General features: G+C 58.2%; 21 protein-coding genes. 10 read left to right on the plus strand and 11 right to left on the minus strand.

Annotated elements, in window-relative coordinates; translation table 11 throughout:
- Positions 1-48: 48 nt before the first annotated feature.
- Together HMPREF2129_RS05010 and HMPREF2129_RS05015 are read right to left on the minus strand one after the other, a co-directional pair.
- Positions 49-1,488, minus strand: coding sequence for a glyceraldehyde-3-phosphate dehydrogenase (locus HMPREF2129_RS05010; protein WP_034664035.1), 1,440 nt, complete (start codon positions 1,486-1,488; stop codon positions 49-51).
- Positions 1,489-1,579: 91 nt separating this feature from the next.
- Positions 1,580-2,581, minus strand: a complete 1,002-nt coding sequence (locus HMPREF2129_RS05015) for a 3-hydroxyisobutyryl-CoA hydrolase (protein WP_034663929.1) — start codon at positions 2,579-2,581, stop codon at positions 1,580-1,582.
- A 219-nt stretch (positions 2,582-2,800) separates the two neighbouring features.
- On the opposite strand from HMPREF2129_RS05015, the gene HMPREF2129_RS05020 reads away from it, so the two are divergent.
- On the plus strand, positions 2,801-3,472 hold the full coding sequence (locus HMPREF2129_RS05020) for a biliverdin-producing heme oxygenase (protein WP_034663930.1): 672 nt from the start codon (positions 2,801-2,803) through the stop codon (positions 3,470-3,472).
- 3 nt (positions 3,473-3,475) lie between these two features.
- Here the strand turns inward: HMPREF2129_RS05020 and HMPREF2129_RS05025 are convergent, their stop codons facing one another.
- A complete protein-coding gene (locus HMPREF2129_RS05025) occupies positions 3,476-3,943 on the minus strand; it encodes a hypothetical protein (RefSeq protein ID WP_034663931.1) in 468 nt (155 codons plus the stop codon).
- A gap of 96 nt (positions 3,944-4,039) precedes the next feature.
- Between HMPREF2129_RS05025 and HMPREF2129_RS05030 the strand changes: the two genes are divergently transcribed.
- The 7 genes from HMPREF2129_RS05030 (at position 4,040) to HMPREF2129_RS05060 (ending at position 10,971) form a co-directional block, all read left to right on the plus strand.
- Positions 4,040-6,079 carry an HtaA domain-containing protein gene (locus HMPREF2129_RS05030; protein ID WP_034663933.1) on the plus strand — a complete coding sequence of 680 codons (2,040 nt, stop codon included), beginning with the start codon at positions 4,040-4,042 and terminating at the stop codon, positions 6,077-6,079.
- A gap of 52 nt (positions 6,080-6,131) precedes the next feature.
- Complete coding sequence (locus tag HMPREF2129_RS05035) at positions 6,132-7,196, plus strand: heme/hemin ABC transporter substrate-binding protein (protein WP_034663935.1); 1,065 nt, start codon at positions 6,132-6,134, stop codon at positions 7,194-7,196.
- Positions 7,196-8,260, plus strand: a complete 1,065-nt coding sequence (locus tag HMPREF2129_RS05040; RefSeq protein WP_034663937.1) for a FecCD family ABC transporter permease — start codon at positions 7,196-7,198, stop codon at positions 8,258-8,260. The genes HMPREF2129_RS05035 and HMPREF2129_RS05040 overlap by 1 nt, the downstream gene beginning before the upstream one ends.
- Positions 8,257-9,057, plus strand: coding sequence for a heme ABC transporter ATP-binding protein (locus HMPREF2129_RS05045; RefSeq protein ID WP_034663940.1), 801 nt, complete (start codon positions 8,257-8,259; stop codon positions 9,055-9,057). Before HMPREF2129_RS05040 ends, HMPREF2129_RS05045 begins: the two co-directional genes overlap by 4 nt.
- An 84-nt stretch (positions 9,058-9,141) precedes the next feature.
- A complete protein-coding gene (locus HMPREF2129_RS10600) occupies positions 9,142-10,011 on the plus strand; it encodes an HtaA domain-containing protein (protein WP_052092804.1) in 870 nt (289 codons plus the stop codon).
- A gap of 48 nt (positions 10,012-10,059) precedes the next feature.
- Complete coding sequence (locus tag HMPREF2129_RS05055; RefSeq protein WP_034663942.1) at positions 10,060-10,392, plus strand: hypothetical protein; 333 nt, start codon at positions 10,060-10,062, stop codon at positions 10,390-10,392.
- A gap of 9 nt (positions 10,393-10,401) precedes the next feature.
- Entirely contained in the window at positions 10,402-10,971 is a 570-nt protein-coding gene (locus HMPREF2129_RS05060) for a DNA-3-methyladenine glycosylase (protein WP_034663945.1), read from the plus strand.
- Here HMPREF2129_RS05060 and ppk2 read toward each other — a convergent pair.
- The 7 genes from ppk2 to HMPREF2129_RS05095 all read right to left on the minus strand — a co-directional run bounded on the left by ppk2 (position 10,968) and on the right by HMPREF2129_RS05095 (position 19,802).
- Entirely contained in the window at positions 10,968-11,819 is an 852-nt protein-coding gene (ppk2, locus tag HMPREF2129_RS05065; RefSeq protein WP_034663947.1) for a polyphosphate kinase 2, read from the minus strand. The two genes, HMPREF2129_RS05060 and ppk2, sit on opposite strands and share 4 nt — an antisense overlap.
- Before the next feature lie 72 nt (positions 11,820-11,891).
- Complete coding sequence (locus HMPREF2129_RS05070) at positions 11,892-13,925, minus strand: neutral/alkaline non-lysosomal ceramidase N-terminal domain-containing protein (RefSeq protein ID WP_084576567.1); 2,034 nt, start codon at positions 13,923-13,925, stop codon at positions 11,892-11,894.
- Between the two features lie 63 nt (positions 13,926-13,988).
- Positions 13,989-15,815, minus strand: a complete 1,827-nt coding sequence (locus HMPREF2129_RS05075) for an ABC-F family ATP-binding cassette domain-containing protein (RefSeq protein WP_034663949.1) — start codon at positions 15,813-15,815, stop codon at positions 13,989-13,991.
- A gap of 22 nt (positions 15,816-15,837) precedes the next feature.
- Positions 15,838-16,776, minus strand: a complete 939-nt coding sequence (locus tag HMPREF2129_RS05080; RefSeq protein WP_034663951.1) for a 4-(cytidine 5'-diphospho)-2-C-methyl-D-erythritol kinase — start codon at positions 16,774-16,776, stop codon at positions 15,838-15,840.
- A complete protein-coding gene (rsmA, locus tag HMPREF2129_RS05085; RefSeq protein ID WP_034663953.1) occupies positions 16,773-17,633 on the minus strand; it encodes a 16S rRNA (adenine(1518)-N(6)/adenine(1519)-N(6))-dimethyltransferase RsmA in 861 nt (286 codons plus the stop codon). Before rsmA ends, HMPREF2129_RS05080 begins: the two co-directional genes overlap by 4 nt.
- A gap of 12 nt (positions 17,634-17,645) precedes the next feature.
- On the minus strand, positions 17,646-18,782 hold the full coding sequence (locus HMPREF2129_RS05090) for a resuscitation-promoting factor (RefSeq protein ID WP_034663955.1): 1,137 nt from the start codon (positions 18,780-18,782) through the stop codon (positions 17,646-17,648).
- A 183-nt stretch (positions 18,783-18,965) separates the two neighbouring features.
- Positions 18,966-19,802: a TatD family hydrolase gene (locus tag HMPREF2129_RS05095; protein WP_034663957.1), complete on the minus strand. Its 837-nt coding sequence runs from the start codon at positions 19,800-19,802 to the stop codon at positions 18,966-18,968.
- 24 nt (positions 19,803-19,826) lie between these two features.
- Between HMPREF2129_RS05095 and HMPREF2129_RS05100 the strand changes: the two genes are divergently transcribed.
- Positions 19,827-20,219: a DUF3806 domain-containing protein gene (locus tag HMPREF2129_RS05100; protein ID WP_034663959.1), complete on the plus strand. Its 393-nt coding sequence runs from the start codon at positions 19,827-19,829 to the stop codon at positions 20,217-20,219.
- A 123-nt stretch (positions 20,220-20,342) separates the two neighbouring features.
- Entirely contained in the window at positions 20,343-21,776 is a 1,434-nt protein-coding gene (locus HMPREF2129_RS05105; RefSeq protein ID WP_034663963.1) for an HNH endonuclease signature motif containing protein, read from the plus strand.
- Here HMPREF2129_RS05105 and metG read toward each other — a convergent pair.
- Entirely contained in the window at positions 21,770-23,599 is a 1,830-nt protein-coding gene (gene metG / locus HMPREF2129_RS05110) for a methionine--tRNA ligase (RefSeq protein ID WP_034663967.1), read from the minus strand. The genes HMPREF2129_RS05105 and metG overlap by 7 nt on opposite strands.
- Positions 23,600-23,628: the final 29 nt, after the last annotated feature.

Here is a 23,628-nt window from a genome sequence, read left to right on the forward strand (position 1 = left end):
GACCTTCCCTTGAGGCCGCGCCACTTTCACTGTGAAACTCTCTACAAACTAGCGAATCTCACCTGGTGCCTTACGTGTCGGCAGAATACGCGGGCGAACCCCTGCAATCTCCTCAACAATGCGGATCACCTGGTTGGAGTAACCAAACTCGTTGTCGTACCAGACGTACAGCACAAGGTGGTTCCCGGAAGCAATGGTGGCCAGGCCATCAACGATGCCAGCGTGGGTACTGCCAACGAAGTCAGTGGAGACAACGTCTGGGGAATTGATGTAATCAATCTGCTGACGCAGGTTGGAGTCCGTGGACACACGACGCAGATAGTCGTTCACCTCATCGCGAGTGACCTCAGATTCCAGATCTAGGTTCAACACAGCCATGGACACATCGGGCGTAGGAACGCGGATGGCGTTACCGGTGAGCTTTCCCTCAAACTCTGGCAAAGCCTTGGACACTGCCTTGGCAGCACCCGTTTCGGTGAGAACCATGTTCAGCGCAGCCGCGCGACCACGGCGGGCACCCTTGTGGAAGTTGTCAGCCAGGTTCTGGTCATTCGTGTAGGAGTGAACCGTTTCCACGTGGCCGTGCTTCACTCCCCAACGGTCACCGATGACTTTGAGCACCGGCGTGATGGCGTTTGTGGTGCAGGATGCGGCGGACAAGACGCGATCCTGATCCGAATCGTCGATCATGTCGTGGTTTACGCCGTAGACGATGTTCTTCACATCGCCCTTGCCAGGCGCGGTGAGCAGCGCGCGGGACACTCCCTTGGACTTCAGGTGCTGGGAGAGTCCCTCACGGTCACGCCAGCGGCCGGTGTTATCCACCACGATTGCATCATTAATGCCGTAGGCGGTGTAGTCAATCGTTGCCGGATCATCGGAGTAGATCATCTGGATCGGGGTGCCGTTAGCCCAGATAATCTCGTTTTCCTTGTCCACGGTGATGGTGCCGTTGAACGGGCCATGCACGGAATCACGGCGCAGCAGCGAAGCACGCTTCACCACATCTTCATCACCCTTCTTACGCACCACGACGGCGCGCAGGCGCACGCCACCATACTGGGCCTCGCGGGCAATGAGGATACGTGCAAGCAAGCGGCCGATGCGACCAAAGCCATATAGGACTACGTCACGTGGCACGCGGTGGCTGTCCCCACCGATGACCTCAGCGAGCTCCTCTTCCAGGAAGGTGCGCAGTTCCACGCCCTCGGTGCGGCTGTAATTCTTAGCCAGACGCCCCAGGTCGATGGATGAAGTACCCAGGTTCATGGTGGTCAGCTCACGCAGAATCGGCAGCGTTGCATCCAACGGCAGCTCGCGCTCCACCACGCGACGTGCGTAGCGGTGAGCCTTGATGATCTCAATGTCAGTCATACCCACCAAGAGGCGACCGTAGATGGAGGTCACCGCATTATTCTCGCGGTGAAGCTGGCTAATTAGCGGCAGCATCTCCTGAGCGAGGGTGAGTTTATGGTTCCAGTCATCCATCGCGTTGGTTGGCGAGTTCGGGTTGATCGGGTTTTCAGCGTTCACAATCAGTCCTTGTGCACTACTCGAAGGGTCTAATAACCAGCAGCTCTTACTCTATCGCGTCGCGATATTTTTCGGGCTCAGGCTCCGGTTCAAAGGTCGCATCGTTGCTTTTATCCACTAAGACGGCTCGAACGCCTTCCAAGAAATCGTTCTCTCGGCGCAGCATTAGACCCAACTTGTTTTCATTCTGCAGCGCCGTGGCCAGATCGCAGTGGGAGTTAGCCAGCATCAATTCCGCAGAAGCAACAAGGGAGGACGGCGATGCCTGGGCGATCAGCGGTTCGACGACCTCAGCCAGGCGTCCATCAAGGCGTTCCTTGATCTCGGGCCATGGGTGGGTAAAGACATCGTCGATAAGCACATAAAGCTCTTCGAGCTCCTCGAACTTCGCGAATTCCGGCTCCACCGCAACCTCGTCGAGCACTTCTACCCCCTCATTGATGATCCGCTCAGCGAGACCGTCAAGAGACTCCACCAGGTGCGTAGCCAGCCCCGTGGCGACCATCTCGTGCGCGTTGAGCCGGTAACCGGTGAGCGCAAGGAACATGCCCAGGCCCAGCGTGGGGTGCCCGGGGAGGTTCTGCAACCTCCAGCTCATGCCTACATCCGTGAAGTAGCCGATGTTCATCTCCGGCATGGATGCGAATGCATCCGGCGTCACCACCAAACGATCACCATGCGCGGACAGCCCCAAACCACCGCCCACGACCACACCCGAAACCAGTGAAATATACGGCTTGGGGTACTCCGCGATCATCAAATTCATCTCATACTCGCGGCGGAAGAACTCATCCACCTCCTCATGCCGCCCCGCCATAATCGCCTCACGCGCATAACGCACATCACCGCCCGCGCAGAAATGCTTGCCCGAAGAGACGACAAGCACCTGCTCAATCGCGTCATCCTCACGCCACGCCTTGAGCGCATCAATGATCGGATACAACATGTCCGGGTTGAGCGAGTTCAGCGCCTTCGGCCGATCAAGCGTGATCACGCCGGTAGAACGCACTACGTCAGTCCGCACTGGTGGATTCACTGTTTCTGCCATGAAAACAGTGTTCCACAGTTAACAGAAGGACGGCGTGGATTTTGCGCATTGCTTATCGACGATCACCGCTAAGCCCTATTCCCCAATTAGGTCATACTAACGTTTGCTAATTCCCCCCGCGATCCTTGGGAAACCCTCCTGACCCTTGCCTCTAAGGCAAACCTTACTGTAGCAAGGTTAGGTAAACCTAACCCCATCGTAATGGAAGGACAACCCACCATGACTACCGCTACCGCCGAGGCGCCCTCAATCTCCACCCTCCTGCGCGAAGGCACCGCTGCAGCCCACGCGCAGGCTGAGAACACTTCGTTCATGGCACATCTAGCCAAAGGAGAACTCTCCCGCGAGGACGCAGTGAACCTCACTGCGCAGTACTACTTCATCTACACCGCACTCGAAGACATCGCTCACCGCGGCCGTACCACCAGTGAAGCAGTTGCCACCATCGCCGATGCCCGCCTGGATCGCCGCCAGGCCCTTGAATCCGACCTGGCCGCCATGATCGGCCCGAATTGGCGTGAAGAAATTACTGCTTTGCCAGCCACCACCCGCTACGTTGCCAAGCTGGAAGCCATCTCCCCCGATAATGCCCCGGCCATCATCGCTCACCACTACGTCCGCTACCTGGGTGATATCGCCGGTGGCCAGGTGATCGCCCGCATGCTCGAAGGCCACTACGGCCTCACCCCCGAAGAACTCGCGTTCTATGACTTCTCCGCCATCGGCAAGATTCCCCCATTCCGCAAAAACTACAAAGACGCACTCGATGCACTGCCTTTCAATTACACCGAGCGCGTCTCCTTGCTCACCCACGCGGAAAACGCTTTCTGTCTAAACAGTGCCGTTTTTGCCGACCTGGCAAATATCAGCCCTGTCCTCCAGGGGCTCTAAAAACTACTTGTCCACCACGAGGAGCGCGATCATCATGATCACCGCACTCACCCCTGCTGCAAGCACGCCCCCCGTCATGGCGTAATCACCCGGGGCCAAGAAGAGTACCGCGCCGGCAACAGCCAAAACCAACGCCCATGCGATTCCAAGCACGACGCCCGCTGCCCCCCGGCCCTTGTCTTCCACCCACTCATACTCCGGGTGCCTGTTCTTCTCGGCCTTACGTGCCCGGCGATCAGGCATGTACGACATAGCCACGATGGTAAGCAACAAACCAAGCGCCCCAACAATCGCAACGATCGTGTTCCCCGCAGCACCACCGAAAGCTAGAACAGCGGTTGCTAGGACAATTGCACCCCTCTCCCACGCCTCAAACTTCAAGCGCCGATTCGGGTCTTTCACAGGATCAACAACTGATGGCGTGGACACACGGCGCATGGTTTGGGTGGCGTCATCATAGGGCGAGTACACAATCAACCTTTCGTTTGATCTTTTCGAAGATTCAAGTTAGCCTACCCCTTACACCTAGGCAACTATCCAGGCTCTTTTCACACCCAAAGGACGCTCATGTTCAGGAATAAGTTCGCCGCAGTCGCCGCTGCGGCATCTATTGCCACACTTGGTGCTGGCGCTCCAATGGTCGCATTGTCACCATTAGCTCTCGCCCAGGATCCAGATTCAATGGAGCTGTTTGCCACCCCCACCACTCACCGTGCTGTTGTCAGCGGTGAGATGGATTGGGCTATCAGGGACTCCTTCCGCGACTACATCCAAGGAAAGATCGCTAAAGGCAATATCACCTACAACGGCCAACCATTCACCGGATCCCAGCCTTTCAGGTTCAATGCTCAAAAAGCAGGCATGAGCTCAACCAGTGAAGGTGTGATTCCCTTCAGCGGTGAGGTCCACTTCTACGGCCACGACGGCAAGCTGGACATCAAACTTTCCAACTTCCGCCTGCTCATCAAGGGCACCCAGGCTCAAATCATCGTGGATGGCGAAGGCACCAAATTCGTGGACACCACCACTAAGGGCCCGCACACCATTTGGAAAGATGCCCGTCTCGCCAATATTGAGCTGAGCAACCCGCTCGATTTCACAGCTAGCACGGTCCGCATTTCGGGACCGACATCATTGAGCCATGACACACAAGCCATTGATATGTTTGGCGGTTTCTATGAAGCGGGTGAGGAGCTGTCGCCTGTTGATATCGTGCTTCGGCTTGACGACGAATCTGGTGAAGCACCAGCACTTCCCCTTGACATCCAAGGTTGGGATGGGACCGGAGCAGGCGGGGGCACCTCGAACCAGAGTGGGCGCCCCAAGGAAGGCACCCCTGCAGCCCTCGTGAACGATGTGAACCAAACGCTCAACGAGATCAACAATCTCATGGTCACCACAAACTCTTTGTTGACCAATGCGGACAAACTGTTTAACCGTAATCCTTCCGGCACTACCAGCACGACAACTGGCGGAACACCAGCCCTGGCGAACAGCGCGGCCAATACCAACACCGGTAACAGCAATGCTGGCACCAACAAAGCTGGCGGTGGTGCGGGCACTGGAGCTGGAACAGGTACGGGCACACTGCCGAGGAGCAATAACACTAACCCAGTCGGTGGGACCGGTGTCTCCCCCACCGCCAGGGCCAACGAAGGTGCCGCAAACGCGCAGGCGTCCGGTGGTGGATCCAACTCCGGTGAAGTATGCGCAGACGATGGCGCACGTGGAGTGCAGCAAGCAAACGCAGCGTGGGGCATACGTCAGTCCTTCCGCAACTACATCAAGGGCTCCATTGCTAAGGGCGGCTGGGAGTTGAGCGGTGTCAGCGATGCCAATAACGCATTCCAGTGGACCGGAACTGCTGGCGCCGTGAACGTGAACAATAAGTCTGGATCGATCCTGTTCCCCGGTGCGATACGTTTCACCGGCCACAGTGGCATCCTAGACACCCGCTTTTCCAATATGGAGATCCAATTCTCCGGTAATTCTGGCCAGCTGGTTCTCAACGCAAAGTCCAATGATGTTGAGGGCAACCCCCATGATTATGGTCGCGTGACCATTGCGGACCTGGCTTTCACACAGCTCAACATCAGCGAAAGCTCTGTTCAGGGCCAGGCGACCACCACGTTGACAGCGGCCGGTGCCGAAGCATTTGGGCAGTTCTATGAGCCAGGCACCGCACTCGATCCGATCTCCTTCACCGCTCAGCTCGGTGGTGCACCGAACTGTGTTTCCGGCCAAGGCGAAGCCAATTCCGGTGCAGGCACTGGCCAGGGCGGCAGTGCAAGCCAGGCGGCCGCACTTCGCTCCTCAGGCGGTGGAACAAGTGCCGCAACCAGCAAAGTTTCCGGTGGTGGAGCATCGGGGGGTACCAACGCTTCTGGTCCAGGCGCATCGGCCGACGGTGGCTCTGTTTTTGACGAACAAGATGGTGTGGACAGCACATCGAAGTCGAAGAGCCTTGGGGAGAACCAGTTCCAGATCAAGTCCGCTGGTGAAGATGGCGTGGCCTGGGACGATAGCTCGGTTGCACAAATGCTCCTTATCCTCGCTTCCTTTGTCACCTCCGGTGGCGCACTCACCCGCTTCGTTCTGAAGAACTAGAAGCTTTGTCCGTTGGAAGTTGACCTGTTAGAACACGTTGGAAAGATCTGAAATGAAAAGAACACTCATTGGCCTCGCCATGGCTACGTCCCTCGCCTTTGTCTCCGGATGCTCGTCTTGGGATAGCCCGACCCAGTCCCAAACTGAAGAGCTGGCTGATTCTCTTAGCGGAACACAAGATCCACACCAGATGCAAGGTGTCGCACACGTTGAAGCTCTAAGTGAGGTCGAACCTGTCATCACAGACCCGAAGCCTGCTCTACCAGTCGAACTGACAGATGCTGATGGCTATGAAGTATCGGTAACGGACACCTCCCGTATTTTGGCGCTCGACATTTACGGCACATACACGAAGATCCTGCGCGGTTTGGGCCTTACGGACAATATTGTCGGTCGCACGGTGTCGTCGACTGAGAAGTCACTCGAGCACCTGCCCAAAGTGTCACAAGATGGCCATACGCTGAACGCCGAAGCTGTCCTGAACCTCAAGCCCTCGCTCGTCATTGTGGATCACTCTATTGGGCCAGAGGAAGCCATTGACCAGATCCGTAATGCTGGTGTCACTGTTGTGGTGATGGATCCGAAGCGTCAGATGGATTCGATTGGCCAGGACATCCGCGATGTTTCAGCGGTGGTTGGTCTTCCCAAGGCTGGTGAAGACTTAGCTAGCCGCACCGAGAAGGAACTCGACGAGGCACTCACTGCCATCAAGAAGGTTGCCCCGGAAGTGCCATTGCGTATGTCGTTCCTGTACGCACGTGGCAACGGCGGGATCTTCTACCTGCTCGGTCAAGAGTCACACACCCAAGACCTCATTGAAGCCCTGGGCGGAGTGGATGCAAACAGTGAACACGGCATTGGCAGTCCTGTCCCGGCCAGCCCTGAGGCGTTGGCTGAAGTAAACCCTGAACTGTTTGTCATGATGACAAACGGTCTTGGCTCCACGGGCGACGTTGAGGGTCTGCTTGCACGCCCAGGTGTGGCACAAACCGATGCCGGTAAGAACCGACGCATCCTCGCTCTACCGGATGGAGACTCGCTCGCATATGGTCCACAGACTCCTGAGATGTTGCTGCGCGCTGCGCACGCTCTCTACGGTGGGTCTGGCGAGAACTGATGGCAGAACCCACCCACTCTGTCACTTTTCGTAAGCGACGCAGGCGACGCATCACGTTGTTTTGCACCATGATCGTGCTGCTCACCGTCGCCTGCGTGTACTCCGTCATGGTTGGCCAGTATCAGCTTGCGCTCAAGGATCTATGGCCGATCCTGAAAGCAGGCCCACTGGTCGCAACCGACCTCGATTCATCGGTGATTTGGCAGATCCGTCTACCACGCCTCGTGCTGGGTTTATTTGTCGGCGCCGCGCTCGGCTTAGGTGGTGCGTTGATGCAGGCGGTGTTCTCTAACCCTTTGGCAGAACCCTCCATCATCGGTGTAACAACCGGTGCAGGTGTGGGCGCAGCATTCGCGATTGTTTTTGGTGCCAGCCTTTTCGGCTCAAGCCTATTAGGCGCCTGGGCTGTTCCGGCCTGTGCATTTGTCGCTGGTGTTTTGACTACGATGCTTGTCTACCAACTTTCCCGCACGGCTGGCAAAGTTCAGGTGATCAACCTCGTCCTGGTGGGCATTGCTGCGAATGCTCTCGCTGGTGCCTCGATTTCTATTCTGGTGTTCCTTGCACCGACTACAGCCCGCGAGGAGATTATCTTCTGGCAAATGGGCACGCTAGCCGGTGCCAGCTGGGAGCACACCGGCATCGTGGCAGTCTTGGTGTCAACCGCTACTTTTGCTGCCATGTTCCTTGGCCGGAAGCTCGATCTTCTTGCATTGGGCGATACAGCGGCCTCACACATTGGCCTGAATGTTCAACGTTTGCGCATCGTTGCAATTACGTTGTCCACGCTCATGACGGCTGCGGCAGTGTCATTTGCCGGCATCATCACCTTTGTTGGCTTGATTATTCCTCACATTGTGCGCACGGTGGCTGGCCCATCAAACCGAGTTTTGTTGCCAGCTTCCGCTCTCGGTGGCGCATTGCTCATTGGTGCGTCAGACATTCTCGCGCGAACCCTGATTCCGTACGCGGATCTTCCCATCGGCATTTTCACCGCACTCATTGGCGGGCCGACGTTCTTCGTTCTGCTGCGGCAGATGTTTCGGAAGCGTAGGACACTATGACGGTTGAAGCACACAACATCACGGTCATCAAAAACGGCAACCGGATCCTCGAGGATGTGTCGTTCACTGCCCCACCAGGAAAAGTGACCGCACTGATCGGACCCAACGGCGCTGGCAAATCTACCTTGTTAGCTGCTCTTTCCGGCGACGAAAAACCCCACACCGGATTAGTAGACCTTGGTGGCGTAGATGTGCTCACTGCTACTCCCCTTGAACTGGCACGAACGCGCTCCGTCATGCTGCAGGACATTTCAGTCGCCTTTTCCTTCCTCGTACGAGACGTTGTGGAGATGGGCCGTAGTCCATGGAGTAAAACCAGCACGCCTGAGCACGATGATGCGATCATTGATGCCGCGCTCGAGGCCACTGGAGTCATTCATTTGCAGGACAGGGACATAACCACCCTTTCCGGCGGTGAGCGTGCCCGCGTGGCGCTTTCACGAATTCTCGCGCAACAAACCCCTATCGTCTTCCTCGACGAGCCCACGGCTGCCATGGACATTCGCTTCCAGGAACGCACTATGGGCACGGTACGTCGCCTCGCGGAAGCTGGCCGCACGGTCGTTGTGGTTCTTCATAATCTTCAGGCAGCTGCGACGTACTGCGACAACGTCGTGTGTCTCAGCCGTGGCAAGGTCGAGGCCGCTGGAACGGTTCAGGAGGTCTATATCGACGAGATTCTCTCCCGTGTTTATGGGTGGCCGATACGCGTTGAAAAGACTTCCACCGGGCTTTTTGTGCATCCTGAACCCGAGAAGTGGGAGGGAGGCTCCCTCCTCTTCACCCCTTCAACCTAAAGAATGTCATCCAAAGGTTGTATTTAGGGCGAGATGACCCTAAACTCTGAGAGGTTCCTAATGATGCTCTCAGAAAGGATGCTCATGCGTCTCGCAAGCACTTCTCTCACCGCAGTGGCAACAGCCACCGCACTCGCAGCCACATCCACCCTCACCCCATTCGCATCCGCAGAAGAATCGCAGCCGGCCCCGTCCGTGCAATCTGGATATGTCACGTGGTCAATCAAGGACTCATTCCTGCGGTACATCCAGGGCCCAATCGCCAAAGGCACCGTTGATGCCACTGACGGGCTGGAAACCGTCAAGGACGGCAAAGGCAAGATCACTAACCTAAAGTTCCCTGTCGATACCAAGAACACGTCCATCAATGCTGCTGGTGTAGGCACTATTGACCTCGACGGTGCTGTTCACTTCCTTGGGCACAAGGGACATGGCCCCAAAGGTGGCTACGGCCTCGACGTCGCACTGTCAGATTTCAAGGTCAAGGTGACCGAGAAAGAAGCAATCGTCACCGTAGATTACCTCAGCAAGGGTTCGAATCCAGACGGAGAGCCGCTGGAGGACCGTAAGGGCAACGACGTCGAGTTTGCTAAGTTGCCACTCACCACACCGATCAAACCTGCTGCGAACCAGTCGGTCACTTCAACCTCAGAAAAGGGACGACTTCTCCAAGGCGGATTAGACGCGTTTATTTTCTACGAGGAGTCCAACGCTGACACTTCCGCAGCCGATTTCAACATTAAGTTCGGTGGACCAGTCAAGCCTGAGGAGCCGAACAACCCTGAGCAGCCGGGCACGCCGGATAACCCGACCAACCCGGATAAGCCAAGCAACCCGAATGAGCCGAACGGCAGCAGCCTGAGCACCGGCGGCATCATCGGCATCATCGTTGCTCTGCTGGCTCTGATCGGTGGTGGCGCGTTCTTAGCTCACCAGGCTGGTTTCCTGAAGTAATCCCCCTCCTGGCCCACTTGAAGCCAACGTTCAATAGGATAGAACGCTATGAAGAAGCACCGTCACCTGTTTTCTACAACCACCATCGCTGCAGCCACCGCTGTGGCCTTGGCAACAGGCGCTGTTTCAGCTCCGGTCGCTACCGCGGAGACACAGTCGTCGTCCGACGCTGCGGGTGACTCGGAGAAGAGCAGCTTCCAGGATCTGAAGTCTTTAGATCTTTCCTCGACTGGTGAGGGTTCCCCGATGCAGAAAGCAACGCACGGGCTCACACTCATCCTCGCCATTGGTGGTGTGGGCCTGGTGCTCGTTGCACTGTTCAAGGGTCTCGGCGAGATCTTGGCGCCTCACATGCCCAAGATTGAGCTGCCAGCACGTTAAGCCCACCCAATGGTCGATTTCTCCGCACCAGCTCACATCGTCGCCCCACAGTTGCTCGGCTGCTATGTCACCCACCGTGGTGTGACTATTCGGCTGACGGAAGTGGAAGCGTACCTGGGCGCGGAGGACCCAGCAGCGCACACATATAACGGTAAAACCGCCCGCAATGCAGCTATGTTTGGCCCGCCCGGGCGGTTTTATGTCTATTTGTCCTATGGCATCCACTTCAATGGCAACATCGTGTGCGCCCCTGAAGGTACCGGCCAGGGCTGCCTCATGCGGGGTGGAGAGGTGGTGGAGGGTATAGAGCTTGCCAGGGAACGTCGACAAGCGAAAAACCGCAAGCCTATTGTCGACGAAAATTTGGCGCGCGGACCTGGCAATTTAGGGCGCGCACTGGGCTTGGATCTCGCAGACAACGGCACCGAAGTGCAGCTGACCTTGCGCGAAGATGAACCCGAATGGGTGGCGGGGCCGCGCATCGGGATCAGTAAAAACGTGGATGCGCCTTACCGTTTCTGGATCCCGGGTGACAAAACTGTCAGCACACCGCGCGGCTACCCGAAAAAGAAAGCTTAAGCGTCTTTCTTCTTTTTCTTCCCACGCTCCAGCTTGGAAGCCACATCCGGCACGTAGCGGAACTCATCGCGTGGCGGACGCTCATAATCCACCGAGGTGGGGCGCTCGGGAATCTCCGGCAGGTCCGGTTCAAGATGCTCGTACGGAATGGTGGACAGCAGGTGCGAGATCACGTTGATGCGTGAACGCTTCTTGTCCTCCGACTCTACCGTGTACCAGGGCGCGGCCGGAATGTCGGTGTGGATGAACATCTCATCCTTCGCGCGGGAGTAATCCTCCCACTTCGTAATGGACTCCAGATCCATCGGCGAGAGCTTCCACTGACGCAGCGGATCATTGTGACGGGACTTGAAGCGTGCGTACTGCTCCTCATCAGAGACGGAGAACCAGTACTTGCGCAGAAGGATCCCATCCTCCACTAGCAGGCGCTCAAAGATCGGCGCCTGGTGCAGGAAGCGGCGGTACTCCTGCGAGGTGCAAAAGCCCATCACACGCTCAACACCAGCGCGGTTGTACCAGGAGCGGTCAAAGATGACAATCTCACCGGCAGCCGGCAACTTTTCAATGTAGCGCTGGAAGTACCACTGGGTCTGCTCACGCTCCGTCGGCTTCGGCAGAGCCTCGATGCGACACACGCGCGGGTTGAGGTACTGCGTGATGCGCTTGATGGCGGACCCCTTACCAGCAGCATCGCGGCCTTCCATCACAACGACGATGCGAGCGCCGGTGGCTACAACCCACTGCTGCATCTTCACCAACTCAGCCTGGAGGCGGAGCAGCTCCTTTTCATAGGCTTTCTTGGATAGCTTCGGGGGCTTGCTTGCGGTCTCAGGCTTATTGGAAGTCATATCCCTAACGGTAGTCCCCACCACAATCTTCCCGGTGAAGTGGTCACCTTTTGCGCTCGGCTAGTCCGAGCGCTATGCGACGGTCACTGTGGCCGAGCCCGTAAACGGCGTTAGGCCTCCGGATACATCGCGGGAAGAACCATCCACACGGATGGTGTACATGCCCGGTGCGGCATCCTTCGTGTCCCAAGAAACACGGGCGTTGGTGGTCCCCGCGTTCTTCACAAACTCGATGATGGTGTCAGCGTGGAAATCATCTGCCACGATCTCCCCCGCCGCATTCGTAATGGTCACGTAGCCCTGCCCGTGTCGTAGATCCGAGTTGGGGTTGGCAAAGCAGAAAGTGGCTGTTGCCCTGGCACCGACAACAACGGTACTGCTGGCGGTAATCACATCACCGAATTCCATGCCCCATGCCGGCTGGTCAATCCCAGGCTGGCCGGATAACGAGGTGGGGATCAATCCGGTGAGGTCCCCGCCAGCGGCACCAACATCAATCTGGGTGCCATCGCGCAAGGACTCAGCCAGCTCGTCGTAGACCTGCATCATGGCGCAGAGTTGATGGCGCCCGAAGATGGTGGCACCTCCTTCATAATCCTGATTGTCGTACTCTTCCGGCGTTGTCACGTAGTGGGCATAGCCACTGGTGTAGCCCATGCAGATGACGGTTTCTAACGGAACGTCGAGCACCTCCGCGACGTGCTGGCGCATCCGGTAGCCCGCCATGGAGGTGGGTTCCATGGAGTTGGTGATGATGGTCAGGCCCGCAATCTGCGTGACAGAGAACAACAGCACTTGCTGGATCATCCCATCAATAAAGCCAAGGGGTAGCAGTATTTCTTTGTTGCCGTGGATCTCTCTCCAGTCCTCCGGAACGACAACATCACCGAGCTCCTTCACCCAGGGCGTTCCACCGCGCTCCCCCTCGTTGAAGATGGGCACGTCCAGTCCGCCACCATCTTCCTGGCTGGAAGCGGCAAACGCCGCGCCCAAGATCGCCGGGCCGGTTTTCTGCTCAGTGCCGTCGGGGGTAAAGCGCCCGTCAATAGTCACATCCCGCATGTCCGCCCACTTGTAGCGGTTGCGGATCGTCGGTCCATTCTTCCCCGTGATGTCAATGACGCGCGTGCCTGGCCCACGGGTGGCATCGATCTGACGGTCGCCCAAAACCTGCGCGGATAGTGCCTCATTTTCCAAGCCAGGCCCCGTCTGTGGCTGCAGCCCCATGTTAGGAGTGATGTCGCCCTGTGGCGCCGTGGCAAAGGCCGCCACGAACGGCGCATTTTCCGCCTCACGGTGTACTGTGCCGTTCTCACGTTCCATGCGCCAGGAGGACCAGCCCTTATGGTCGCCGTCGATAAGCGTGTGCTTGTGACCAAAGCTCGTGGCGTGCAGCCCGTACCAGTTGATCAGGCCCACGTCTTTGCCGCCGCGCGCGATGAATAGCGTGATGCTCTCCGGGTTCACCCCTTTGGGGAATGCAATCTTCTCCTCATCCGGATTGCGCGAGAAGGCCTCAAAAGAGCGGTTCACTCCTGCCTCCCGCACTTCACCACGGACGAGTCGCAATGTGGAGAGCTGTTTATCAGCATGTGCTCGCTTGATGGCCTCAACAATGCCAGCAACGGTTGCCTCAAACGTGACGGGCCGGAAACCCAGCGTGGTCAAGTCCACCATGAGGTGCCCGGACGTTCCACCCGGCCCCACATGCGTGTGGGAAGCGGAAATGAACACATTGGATTCGTTATACGCCGCACCGAATTCCTCTTTAAGTCTGCGCAGAACCTCCAGCTGAATGGACTGGAACATCAGCCCCATCTCCGCGATAACAAAAACGGTGCTCACACCGGCGGCATCCTCAAAAATGAATGCTCGTGCAAATTGGCGTAGACGAATACCAGTTGTCGATTGCGCCATCACGGCATAGCCATTCATGCCTGCGCCAAGTGGCTCGCCCGTCATGTCTGCCATGCCGCGACCAACAATGAGCTCTGGCCCCGAATCCTCTTGCGCGTGCGCTCTGGGCACTCGCGAAGCTGCCACCCCAGCCGCTGCCAAACCAGCCCCAGCCATAAACGTACGTCGTCCGAATGTGATCTGAGTCATAGCAGGCAGATTACATGGGACTTACTTTTTTGTAAGCAAAATGAAAGAAAAATTTAGATTGCTTTACGCTTCTAACTGTTCCCCCAGCTCAAGCCACTCAAGCTCAAGATCTTCACGCCGTTCACGCAACTGCGAAAGCTCCCCTGACTTCGCGCCGATGGCCTCAAAATCAGGATCACCCTCACCCGACATCGCCGTAATCTCCGCTTCCAGGGCTTCCACCTGCGAATCCAGCTTCTCAAGCTTGCGTTCCAGCGCGCTCATTTTCTTCGACACTTCGCGCCATTGCTGCGGGCTCAAGGCCTTTTCGCTTGTCGACGCCTCCCGCGCATCCTTCTTCCCCTTCTTCCCATCGACCTCTCCCAGATCAAGCACGCCTGCCCGCGCTTCCATCCCCTCACGCTGTTTGAGGTATTGCTCGATACCACCGGGCAGGTTGGTCAGCTTGCCATCCCCAAACAGCGCATAGGTGACATCCGCGATGCGTTCAATCAAGTAGCGGTCGTGGGAAATAACCACGAGTGTTCCCGGCCAACTATCCAGCAGGTCTTCGAGTTCCTGGAGGGTGTCGATGTCGAGGTCGTTCGTAGGCTCGTCGAGAAGCAACACATTCGGCTCGCCCATGAGCACGCGAGTGAGCTGAAGGCGACGGCGCTCACCGCCCGACAAATCGCCGACTGGTGTGCGCTGACGTTTCGGGCTGAAGCCAAGGCGCTCCGCTAACTGGGAGGCAGACATCTCCTTCTTGCCCATCGTGATGTAGGTGGCCACGTCCTCCACTGCATCAATCACGCGACGACTGGGGTCTAAGTCATCCAATTCTTGGCGCAGCCACCCAACCTTAGTGGTCAGTCCTTCAATTCGCTTGCCGCCCGCCAGCGGATAGTCCCCCGCCAAGGTGCGCAACAAGGTGGTCTTTCCGGAACCATTCACCCCAACCAGACCGATGCGCTCACCCGGTGCTAAACGCCACGTCAGGTGATCCACTAGCGTCCGCCCATCCGGCGCATCAATCCGCGCATCCTCCAACTCAATGACCACACGTCCTTGACGCTGCTTGGAAAAGGCCATGAGTTCAACCGTGTCGCGCGGCGCTGGCACATCAGCGATCAGGGCCTCCGCTGCCTCAATGCGATACCGGGGCTTTGACGTCCTCGCCGGCGCCCCGCGTCGCAGCCACGCTAGCTCCTTTCGCGCCAAGTTCTGGCGCCGCTGCTCAATCGCATCCGCCTGACGCGCACGTTCCGCACGGGCAAACGTCCAGTCGTTGTAGCCACCTTCGTAGACATCCACCTTGCCATCGTGGACCTCCCACGTCAACGTGGCTACAGTGTCCAGGAACCAACGGTCGTGCGTGACCACAACGAGAGCAATCTTGCGCTTCATCAAATGGTCCGCCAACCACTGCACACCTTCAACGTCAAGATGGTTCGTGGGCTCATCCAGCACGATCAGGTCTAGATCACGAACCAGCGCGGCAGCCAGATTCACACGGCGGCGCTCCCCGCCAGAAAGCTGCCCCACTGGAGTCTCTAACCCCAGCTCAGCCACGCCCGTGCCCGCGAGCACCTCACGCACCTTGGCGTTGGACGCCCACTCGTAGACCTCCAAACCGAGAGGTTCCACCACGGCCTGGCCAACCGTCATATCTTCCGGTAAGTCAAAGCGCTGAGTCACCACCGCCATGCGCAGATCATTGGCGTGCGACACACGCCCTTCGTCCGGAGATTCAATACCGGTGAGCACTTCCAGCAGCGTTGTCTTTCCACCGCCGTTAAGCCCCACAACGCCAATGCGGTCGCCAGTTTGAACGCCAAGGGACACCTTGTCCAACAGGGTCTTCAAACCCCAGGTTTTGGACACATTTTCCAGGTTGATCAGGTTTGCCATGATGCAACTAGTCTAGGCACGACTACAGCAGCGTCGCCCCTGTGGCCGGACCACACGCAGCAAACCCTTCGGCGGAGCCGTCACGCGTGAGCTCTTCCACTACCGCCAGCGCAGTTTCACGGTCGGGGCACAATGCTGCCACCGTTGGACCAGAACCTGACACCATCGCCCGGATCGCCCCCGCTTTCTCCGCATCACGAATTAGTGTGTGCAACCGTGGCTGCAGCGATAATGCTGCCGCCTCCAAATCATTGTGCATTGCTGCGCCCACTTGCACTGGATCCCCCGACAGCAGCGCCCGGGACAGCAAAGTGGTGTCCATCTTAGGCACCACCGAGGCACTGTTAAAGCGCATGTCATCAAGGTGCTCAAAAACCTTACCGGTGGACAGACCAACCCCAGGGTTGAGAAAGGCAAACCAGTACTCACCTCGCCCCATCATAGGCACGAGCGCATCTCCCCGTTCTGTCCCTAGCGCAATACCGCCCATGAGAGCGAAAGGCACATCCGCGCCTAGTTCCGCTGCCACGGCCTGCACACGATCCGCCGGCACGTCCACGCCATGCTGTGCCATATAGCCCACGGCAGCCTTGATTGCCGCCGCAGCATCGGCCGAACCGCCCGCCATACCACCGGCAACAGGGATGGCCTTGTCCACCTCAATCCGGACAGGCTCCACATCCGCCCCCGCACAGATTGCGTTCACAGCACGCCAGGCCAAATTATTTGGTGTATCCAAATCCTCATCCGGTTCCGACACGTGAAAACTGGTGTACATACCCGCCACCACACCACAGGTGACATCTGCACCCGGCTCCGGGATCAACGCCACTATTTCCTGCCGGTCAACCGCCATGAACACCGTGGATAACTCATGGTAGCCATCCGAACGAGCCTCCCCCACCCCAAGGTGAAGGTTGACCTTGCCATTCGCCCGCGCGGCAGATGGTTTCACCGTCACAGCGCGCTCACCTCAGCCAGTCGTACAAAGTCTTCCACCGACAGCTTCTCCCCACGCAACTGCGGATCAATCCCCGCCGCTCGGAGTGCACCCTCAGCGGCAGCAGCCGAACCATAGACACCGGCGAGGCAGGCACGGAGGGTTTTGCGGCGTTGGGCAAAAGCTGCGTCGATAAGCGGAAAAACCTTCTCACGCGCCGAGCGCGACCAGTCCTTCTCCTTAACATCAATGTGTACGAGCCCCGATTCAATGTTCGGCGCTGGCCAGAACACGTTTTTACCAATCGTCCCCGCGGTACGCACGTCCCCATAAAAAGACGCCTTCACACTCGGCACGCCATAAATTTTGGAACCTGGTTTCGCCGCAAGCCTTTGTGCAACCTCCAGCTGAACCATCACGAGCACCGTACGAATTGACGGCAGCTCCGCCAGCAAATGCAGCAGCACCGGAACCGCGACATTGTAGGGCAGGTTTGCCACCAAGGCGGTGGGGTCACGGCTGAGATCTGCGGCCTTAATCTTCATGGCATCCATACCCACAATCTCAAGCTTGTGGGCATGGGCTGGGGCACGCCCCTCCACTGTCACCGCGAGGCGACCTGCCAACCGCGGGTCAATTTCCACCGCGGTGACATGCTCGGCAACATTAATAAGGCCCAATGTGAGAGAACCAAGACCAGGCCCCACCTCAAGGACAGTCTCTGCCTCCCCTAACTCCGCCGCGGCGACAATGCGACGCACGGTGTTGGGGTCATGGACGAAGTTCTGCCCCAATTTTTTAGTTGGGGCAACGTCCAATTCTTCTGCCAGCGCACGAATGTCCGGCGGGTTCAGCAGGCGAACATCCTCTACGGTCATGCCCTGCAGAGATTAGCGGATACCCAGGCGTGCCGTGCAGGCGGGCCATGCGCCCCAGCCCTGTGATGCCTGAACCTTCTGCGCAATGGCGATCTGCTGTTCACGGGTAGCCAGGTTCGCCGTCGGGGCATACTGGCCGCCACCGTAAGCAGACCAAGTGGAAGCTGCGAACTGGAGGCCACCGTAGTATCCGTTACCAGTATTGATGGCCCAATTGCCACCGGATTCACACTGCGCAATGGAATCCCACACGGAACCGCCGCTCACGGCCGGTGCAGCCGCACCGGTATTGCCCGGGGTTTTGCCACGCGCAATGACAGCTTGGCGGGCCGGACGGGTTTCTACCCGTCCAACTTCCTCATCAGACTCAACAGCGCCATTCACGGTGACTACCCGGCGAATGACCTTACGCTCACCCTTCGCACCTTCCTCGCGGACCTGCTCCTGGCCTGGGGCGAGGGATTCATCGTCAACGTACTTCGGCTCAGCATCGTATGCCTCGGTAGCTGCGCGTTCTGTTACATCAACGCGCTCAATCTCCACCGTCATATTCTCCGTCACCGGCGTATCCAGTGCCGGGCTCACACGGTCATTGGAATCCACGAGGACACCGCGTGCTGCCAGCAGATCCCCTACAGTCTTGGCAGCAGCAGAAGTGTAAGTAACGTTCCCACCATCACGGATAGCCACGATTTTCGGGGAGGTGACCTCAATGGTCATATTGTCTTTGACTGCCTGGCCCTCGCCGTAACTATGGCTGGAGCCGCCGACGATACCAGGCAGCTCACCGAGCAGATCATCCACGGTTGCGGCCGTGGTGGTGAATTCCTGCGCCTGACCACCATCGATAGACACTGCGACCGGCTTGGCGGTGCGCACGGTCACGGTATCACCGTTCGCCAGCGATTCGGATGGCGCGGGGTACACCAAGTCCTTGTCCCCCACATCAACACCAGCTGCCTTGAGCGCACCGCCAACATTGCCAGCGAAGGTACTCAGCTCAACTGCATCACCGTTAACGTCAACAGTGACGTCCTTCTGAGCCGCCATGGCGGTGGCAGCACTGCCGATAGCAATTGCGCCGATAGCAGAAGAAGTGATCACAGCGCGGGTGGTTGAACTCTTATTGATGCGGCGATGATGCGACATAAAAAGAACAGTCCTTACAGCGTTGGGGATATAGCTCGAATAATACAAGCAAGTATAACAATACGATAAAGGTACGCGGAAGACCAGCAGATTTTCAAAACGTACAAGTACGTCTTTATTAATTAAGCCTACTCATCGCCACAATAATCACTCTTGTTGACAGTACTCACTCGCGCACCTATTTCACACACCAAAAACACGATTGAATGTCTCCCCCACTTCCGTGGCAAGATCCCCCACAGCCATCCCACGCATCTCCGCCACCACGTGCGCCGTGTGCCCAATGAGTCCAGGTTCATTTCGTGCACCACGGAATGGTTCCGGGGTCATGTACGGCGCATCCGTCTCAATGAGCAACTGCCCGGCCGGCGCAAGAGCAGCAGCCTCACGCAGTTCGTCGTTCCGTTTGAATGTCACATTCCCGGCAAAGGACAGGACGTAACCACGGTCGATGGCTTCGCGTGCGACGTCGAGAGGCGAAGAAAAGCAGTGCAGCATGACATGTTCCGGTTGCGGCGCGTCCGCGAGAATGCGCATCATGTCCGCATCACCCTCGCGGTTGTGAATCATGAGCGCCTTGCCAGAATCAACCGCGAGCTGAATATGCCAGCGGAACGCCTCTTCCTGCACATCAAGCGGTGCTGTGCGGTCGGGGTCATGCTTGATCCAATGCGTATCAATGCCAGTCTCCCCAATTGCCACGCAGCGCTCATCCGTAGCCATCTGCGTGAGCCGCTCGCGCGCCGCCCCATCGAGCTCACCCGCGCGCGTCGGATGGATCGCACATGCCGCAAACACACGGTCGTTGAAGTGCGCGGCCTGCAATGCCAGCTCCGCCTCATCGAGGCCATCGCCGACAGTGCAGATCCGTTCAACGCCGGCGTCCACGGCACGCGCCACAATCGCATCCACCTCGTCCTTGTTGCGGGCACCGGTTGAGGCGAGGTGCGTGTGTGCGTCGATAAGCCCAGCAATTCGCTCAGCCGGGACGGGAATGGGGCGAGGTTTCTTCTTCGACATGAATTCCAGCCTATCCTCGAGCACATGACATTCCACGACATCGATGCTGCAACCCGCACCCAAATCGACCGTGACCTCGCCGAAGCTGCCGTCGCCGGAATCAACGGATCTATCGACGACATCGTCGCCGCATTCGAAGAGACCTTGGGCGAATACCTCGCCCTCGACCCCGACCTACGCCGCAGCTATTCTCGCGGCGACATCGCGCGCATGTACGGCACCGCGCTCGGCGACGCGTTCATCCGCGAGCACGGTTTCGAGTGGCAATTGCTTGTCGACGCCTACGGCACCGACCTCGTTGTCACCTCCCCCGACCGAGAGATGTACACCGCTCCCCTTGTGGTGGTGGACACGCGTTTCGAAGACGAGGCGACCGGGAAGCTGACTGCTTTCATTGAGCAGTTCTTGGGCGATTAGCTTTCGGTTCACACCTTATACTCGAACCCCTTTTCGAATCTGTTCGAATGATACCGGTGACGTGTCGTAGTGATGTGAAAATATGTTCGTACGAACTTAAAAACACATCAACACGGGGGAACCATGACCCAATTGACCGACCGTCCGCCACAACCACCGCCCTCGAGCCCAACTGCCTTCTTTGCCACCGAGAACCCCGACAACATCGATGCCGTTGCCGGGATGGGCATGCGCGCGGCATTCCACGCGGTGTTCCATCACTACGCCACCGCCGATGAGTTTGAGGGCTCCAAAGACCACGACACTGAACTCGCCCGCATGTGCTCCGCCACGGGTTTATCCCTCATTGAGGTCCGCAGTGCCGTCTACGCCTACCGCACCCTCAAAGATCTCCCTATACTGCATGCCCTCCAAGAGGCCACCCACCGTCTTGACCTCCGCCGCTTGAAAGCCATCGACCGTGCCATCAGCGTGCTCGGCGAAACCCCTAACCCCGAAGTGTTCGCGGTACTGGATGCTCTGCTGGTCGCGCTATTCACTCCAACGAAGCCGAACCAGGCGCTCCCCGGCGCGAACACCATCACCACCCGCCTGAACAAGGCGATCGGCGACATGGATTCCTCCGTCGCCTATGACTCCAAGAAACGTGAGAAGCGCGAACAGGGACGCACCCTTTTACCGGGCGAGTGCGAAGTCACCTTCCACGATGGCTACCACCACGGCACCACTGGCATGACCCTGATTGCGGACCATGCCACGTCAGCCTCCGTCAAAGCCTTTATTGGTGCAACCGCGAAAGAGCACGGCATCACTGATGATGAAGCCACACTGCTTCTCCTCACCGGGAAGCTCTCCCCTACCCCGACTGCTCGCGTGTTTGGCTACGCACCCAAGAATAGGGACGGCACGATCGATGAATCCGCCTCCGTCTTCATTCCGGGCCATGGCTTCACCACAGCAACAGGAACCGAGATGTTCCATTCTTTTGAGCCAAAACTTGTAGACATGGATGCAGCCTCCACGCGCAGCATCCCTGGCTATGTCCCACCCGCTGACATCGCCGCATTCGTTCGCGGCCGCGACGGCACCTGTGTCTACCCCGGTTGTGAGCGCACAGCCTGGGAATGCCAGCTCGACCACCGCATCGCTTACGGCCTCGGTGGTACAACAACAGCGAGCAACCTGTACTGCCTCTGTCAAAAGCACCACAATGTTAAAACCGATCGCAGGGCGTTCTACCTGGTAGATCACTCTACAGGTGACGTGGTCTGGCTCTTTTCTGACGGCACCTACGCGCTGGCTGACCAAACCGGATTCATCAATAGCCAGGTCACCGAAACCACGCCGCGCTGGAAGCACACCATCGACGATGTGGAGCGCCTCAAACGCACCCGCTCCCGCTTCTTTGCCAAATGCCACCGGGTGCTCGATGTTTTCGAGGAAAACTTTGACTACGAAGAATGCCTCAAATCACTGTCATCCCTTGAACGTGAGTACGGGATGGAATTTCCTTTCCACCCCGTACCGTTCCCGGAAGAACCGGAGGTTGACTACTGAACCGGCGCCCACTCCGGGCCAGTTTCACCCAGTTCGGGGTCGAGCTTGGCGATGAGCGGCTGTGGTTTCTCCAGCTTCGTGCCCGGCACCACATCGACGCGGCCCCATGTGGCCTGCTGGGTGGTGTAGTCACCGGTGATGACTGGGTAGCTCTGGCCCTTTTCAGGCAGGTCGACGCCGACGAGATCCAGGTCTTCGTCATCGGTGACTTCTTCCACGCGCGGGGTGGCGGCCCAGATGCCGTCGCGGCCGAGGGTCTCGTGGACCTTCTGCGCGATGTGCGGAAGGAACGGGGTGAGCATGGCGTTGCAGTCCGACACAACCTGGAGTGCAGTCCACAGCACGGTGGCAAGGCGCTCACGCTGAGCGTCGTCCTTGGCCAGCTTCCACGGCTCCTGGTCGGCAATGTAAGCATTTGCTTCGCCAACGACGTGCATGATCTTGGTGATCGCAGCCTTGAAGTGGGCAAGTGCGAGATCCTTGCCGGCAGACTCGAAAGTCTGGGAGGCGAGGTCAAGGATGACGCGGTCAGCCTCGTTGAGCGTGCCAGGAACGGGAACTTCACCGAAGTTCTTGTGCGCCATGGACACGGTGCGGTTGACCAGGTTGCCCCAGCCGTTGGCCAGCTCATTGTTGATGCGGCGGACGAATTCGTCCCACGTGAAGTCCGTGTCATTGTTCTCCGGGCCGGCAACGGCGATGAAGTAGCGCAGCGGATCAGGGCCGAACGTGGCGAGGAAGTCCTTCACGTAAATAACAACGCCCTTGGAGGAGGAGAACTTCGAACCAGACATGGTGAGGAACTCAGAGGACACAACCTCCGTCGGCAAGTTCAGGCGGCCGTACTTGTGCTCTTCCCCACCCTTAGAACCAAGGCCGGCATAGCCGAGGAGTTCACCCGGCCAGATCTGGGAGTGGAAGGTGATGTTGTCCTTGCCCATGAAGTAGAAGCCGTTTGTGGACGGATCCTGCCAGAACTCCTTCCACGCCTCCGGGTTACCGCTGCGCGCTGCCCACTCGATGGAGGCAGACAGGTAACCGATGACGGCGTCGAACCAGACGTAGAGCTTCTTGCCCGGGTCGTTCTCCCAGCCCTCAACCGGAACGGGAATGCCCCAGTCTATGTCGCGGGTCATGGAGCGCGGACGCATGTCCTCAAGCAGGTTGAGAGAGAATTTCAGCACGTTGGGGCGCCAGTCTTCGCGGGTTTCGAGCCAGGCCTTCAACGCGTCGTGAAGCGCGGGCAGGTCGAGCATGAAGTGCTCGGTCTCAACGAACTCGGGGGTCTCACCGTTGATCTTGGACACCGGGTTGATCAGGTCAACCGGGTCGAGCTGATTACCGCAGTTATCGCATTGGTCGCCGCGTGCATCGGTGGCACCACACAACGGGCAGGTGCCTTCAATATAGCGGTCGGGCAAGGTGCGGCCGGTGGACGGGGAGATCGCACCCTTGGTGGTCTCCTTGATCATGTAGCCATTGGCGTACAGGCCTTTGAACAGCTCCTGCACCACCGCGTAGTGGTTACGGGTGGTGGTGCGGGTGAACAGGTCGTAGGACAGACCCAGGCCAGCGAGGTCCTCGACGATCTGGCGGTTGTAGCGGTCCGCGAGCTCCTTGACGGTCACGCCCTCCTTGTCCGCCTGGACAAGCAGCGGCGTGCCGTGCTCGTCGGTGCCGGAGACCATGAGCACGTTGTTGCCCACCATGCGCTGGTAGCGGGCGAAGACGTCGGATGGGACACCGAAACCGGCCACATGACCGATGTGGCGTGGACCGTTGGCGTACGGCCATGCCACGCAGACGAGAACGTTTTTTTGCATGGTTCTACCTTACGTCCATGCTCACGCGA

This window comes from Corynebacterium tuscaniense DNF00037 (assembly GCF_000759055.1).
GTDB classification, from domain to species: domain Bacteria; phylum Actinomycetota; class Actinomycetes; order Mycobacteriales; family Mycobacteriaceae; genus Corynebacterium; species Corynebacterium tuscaniense.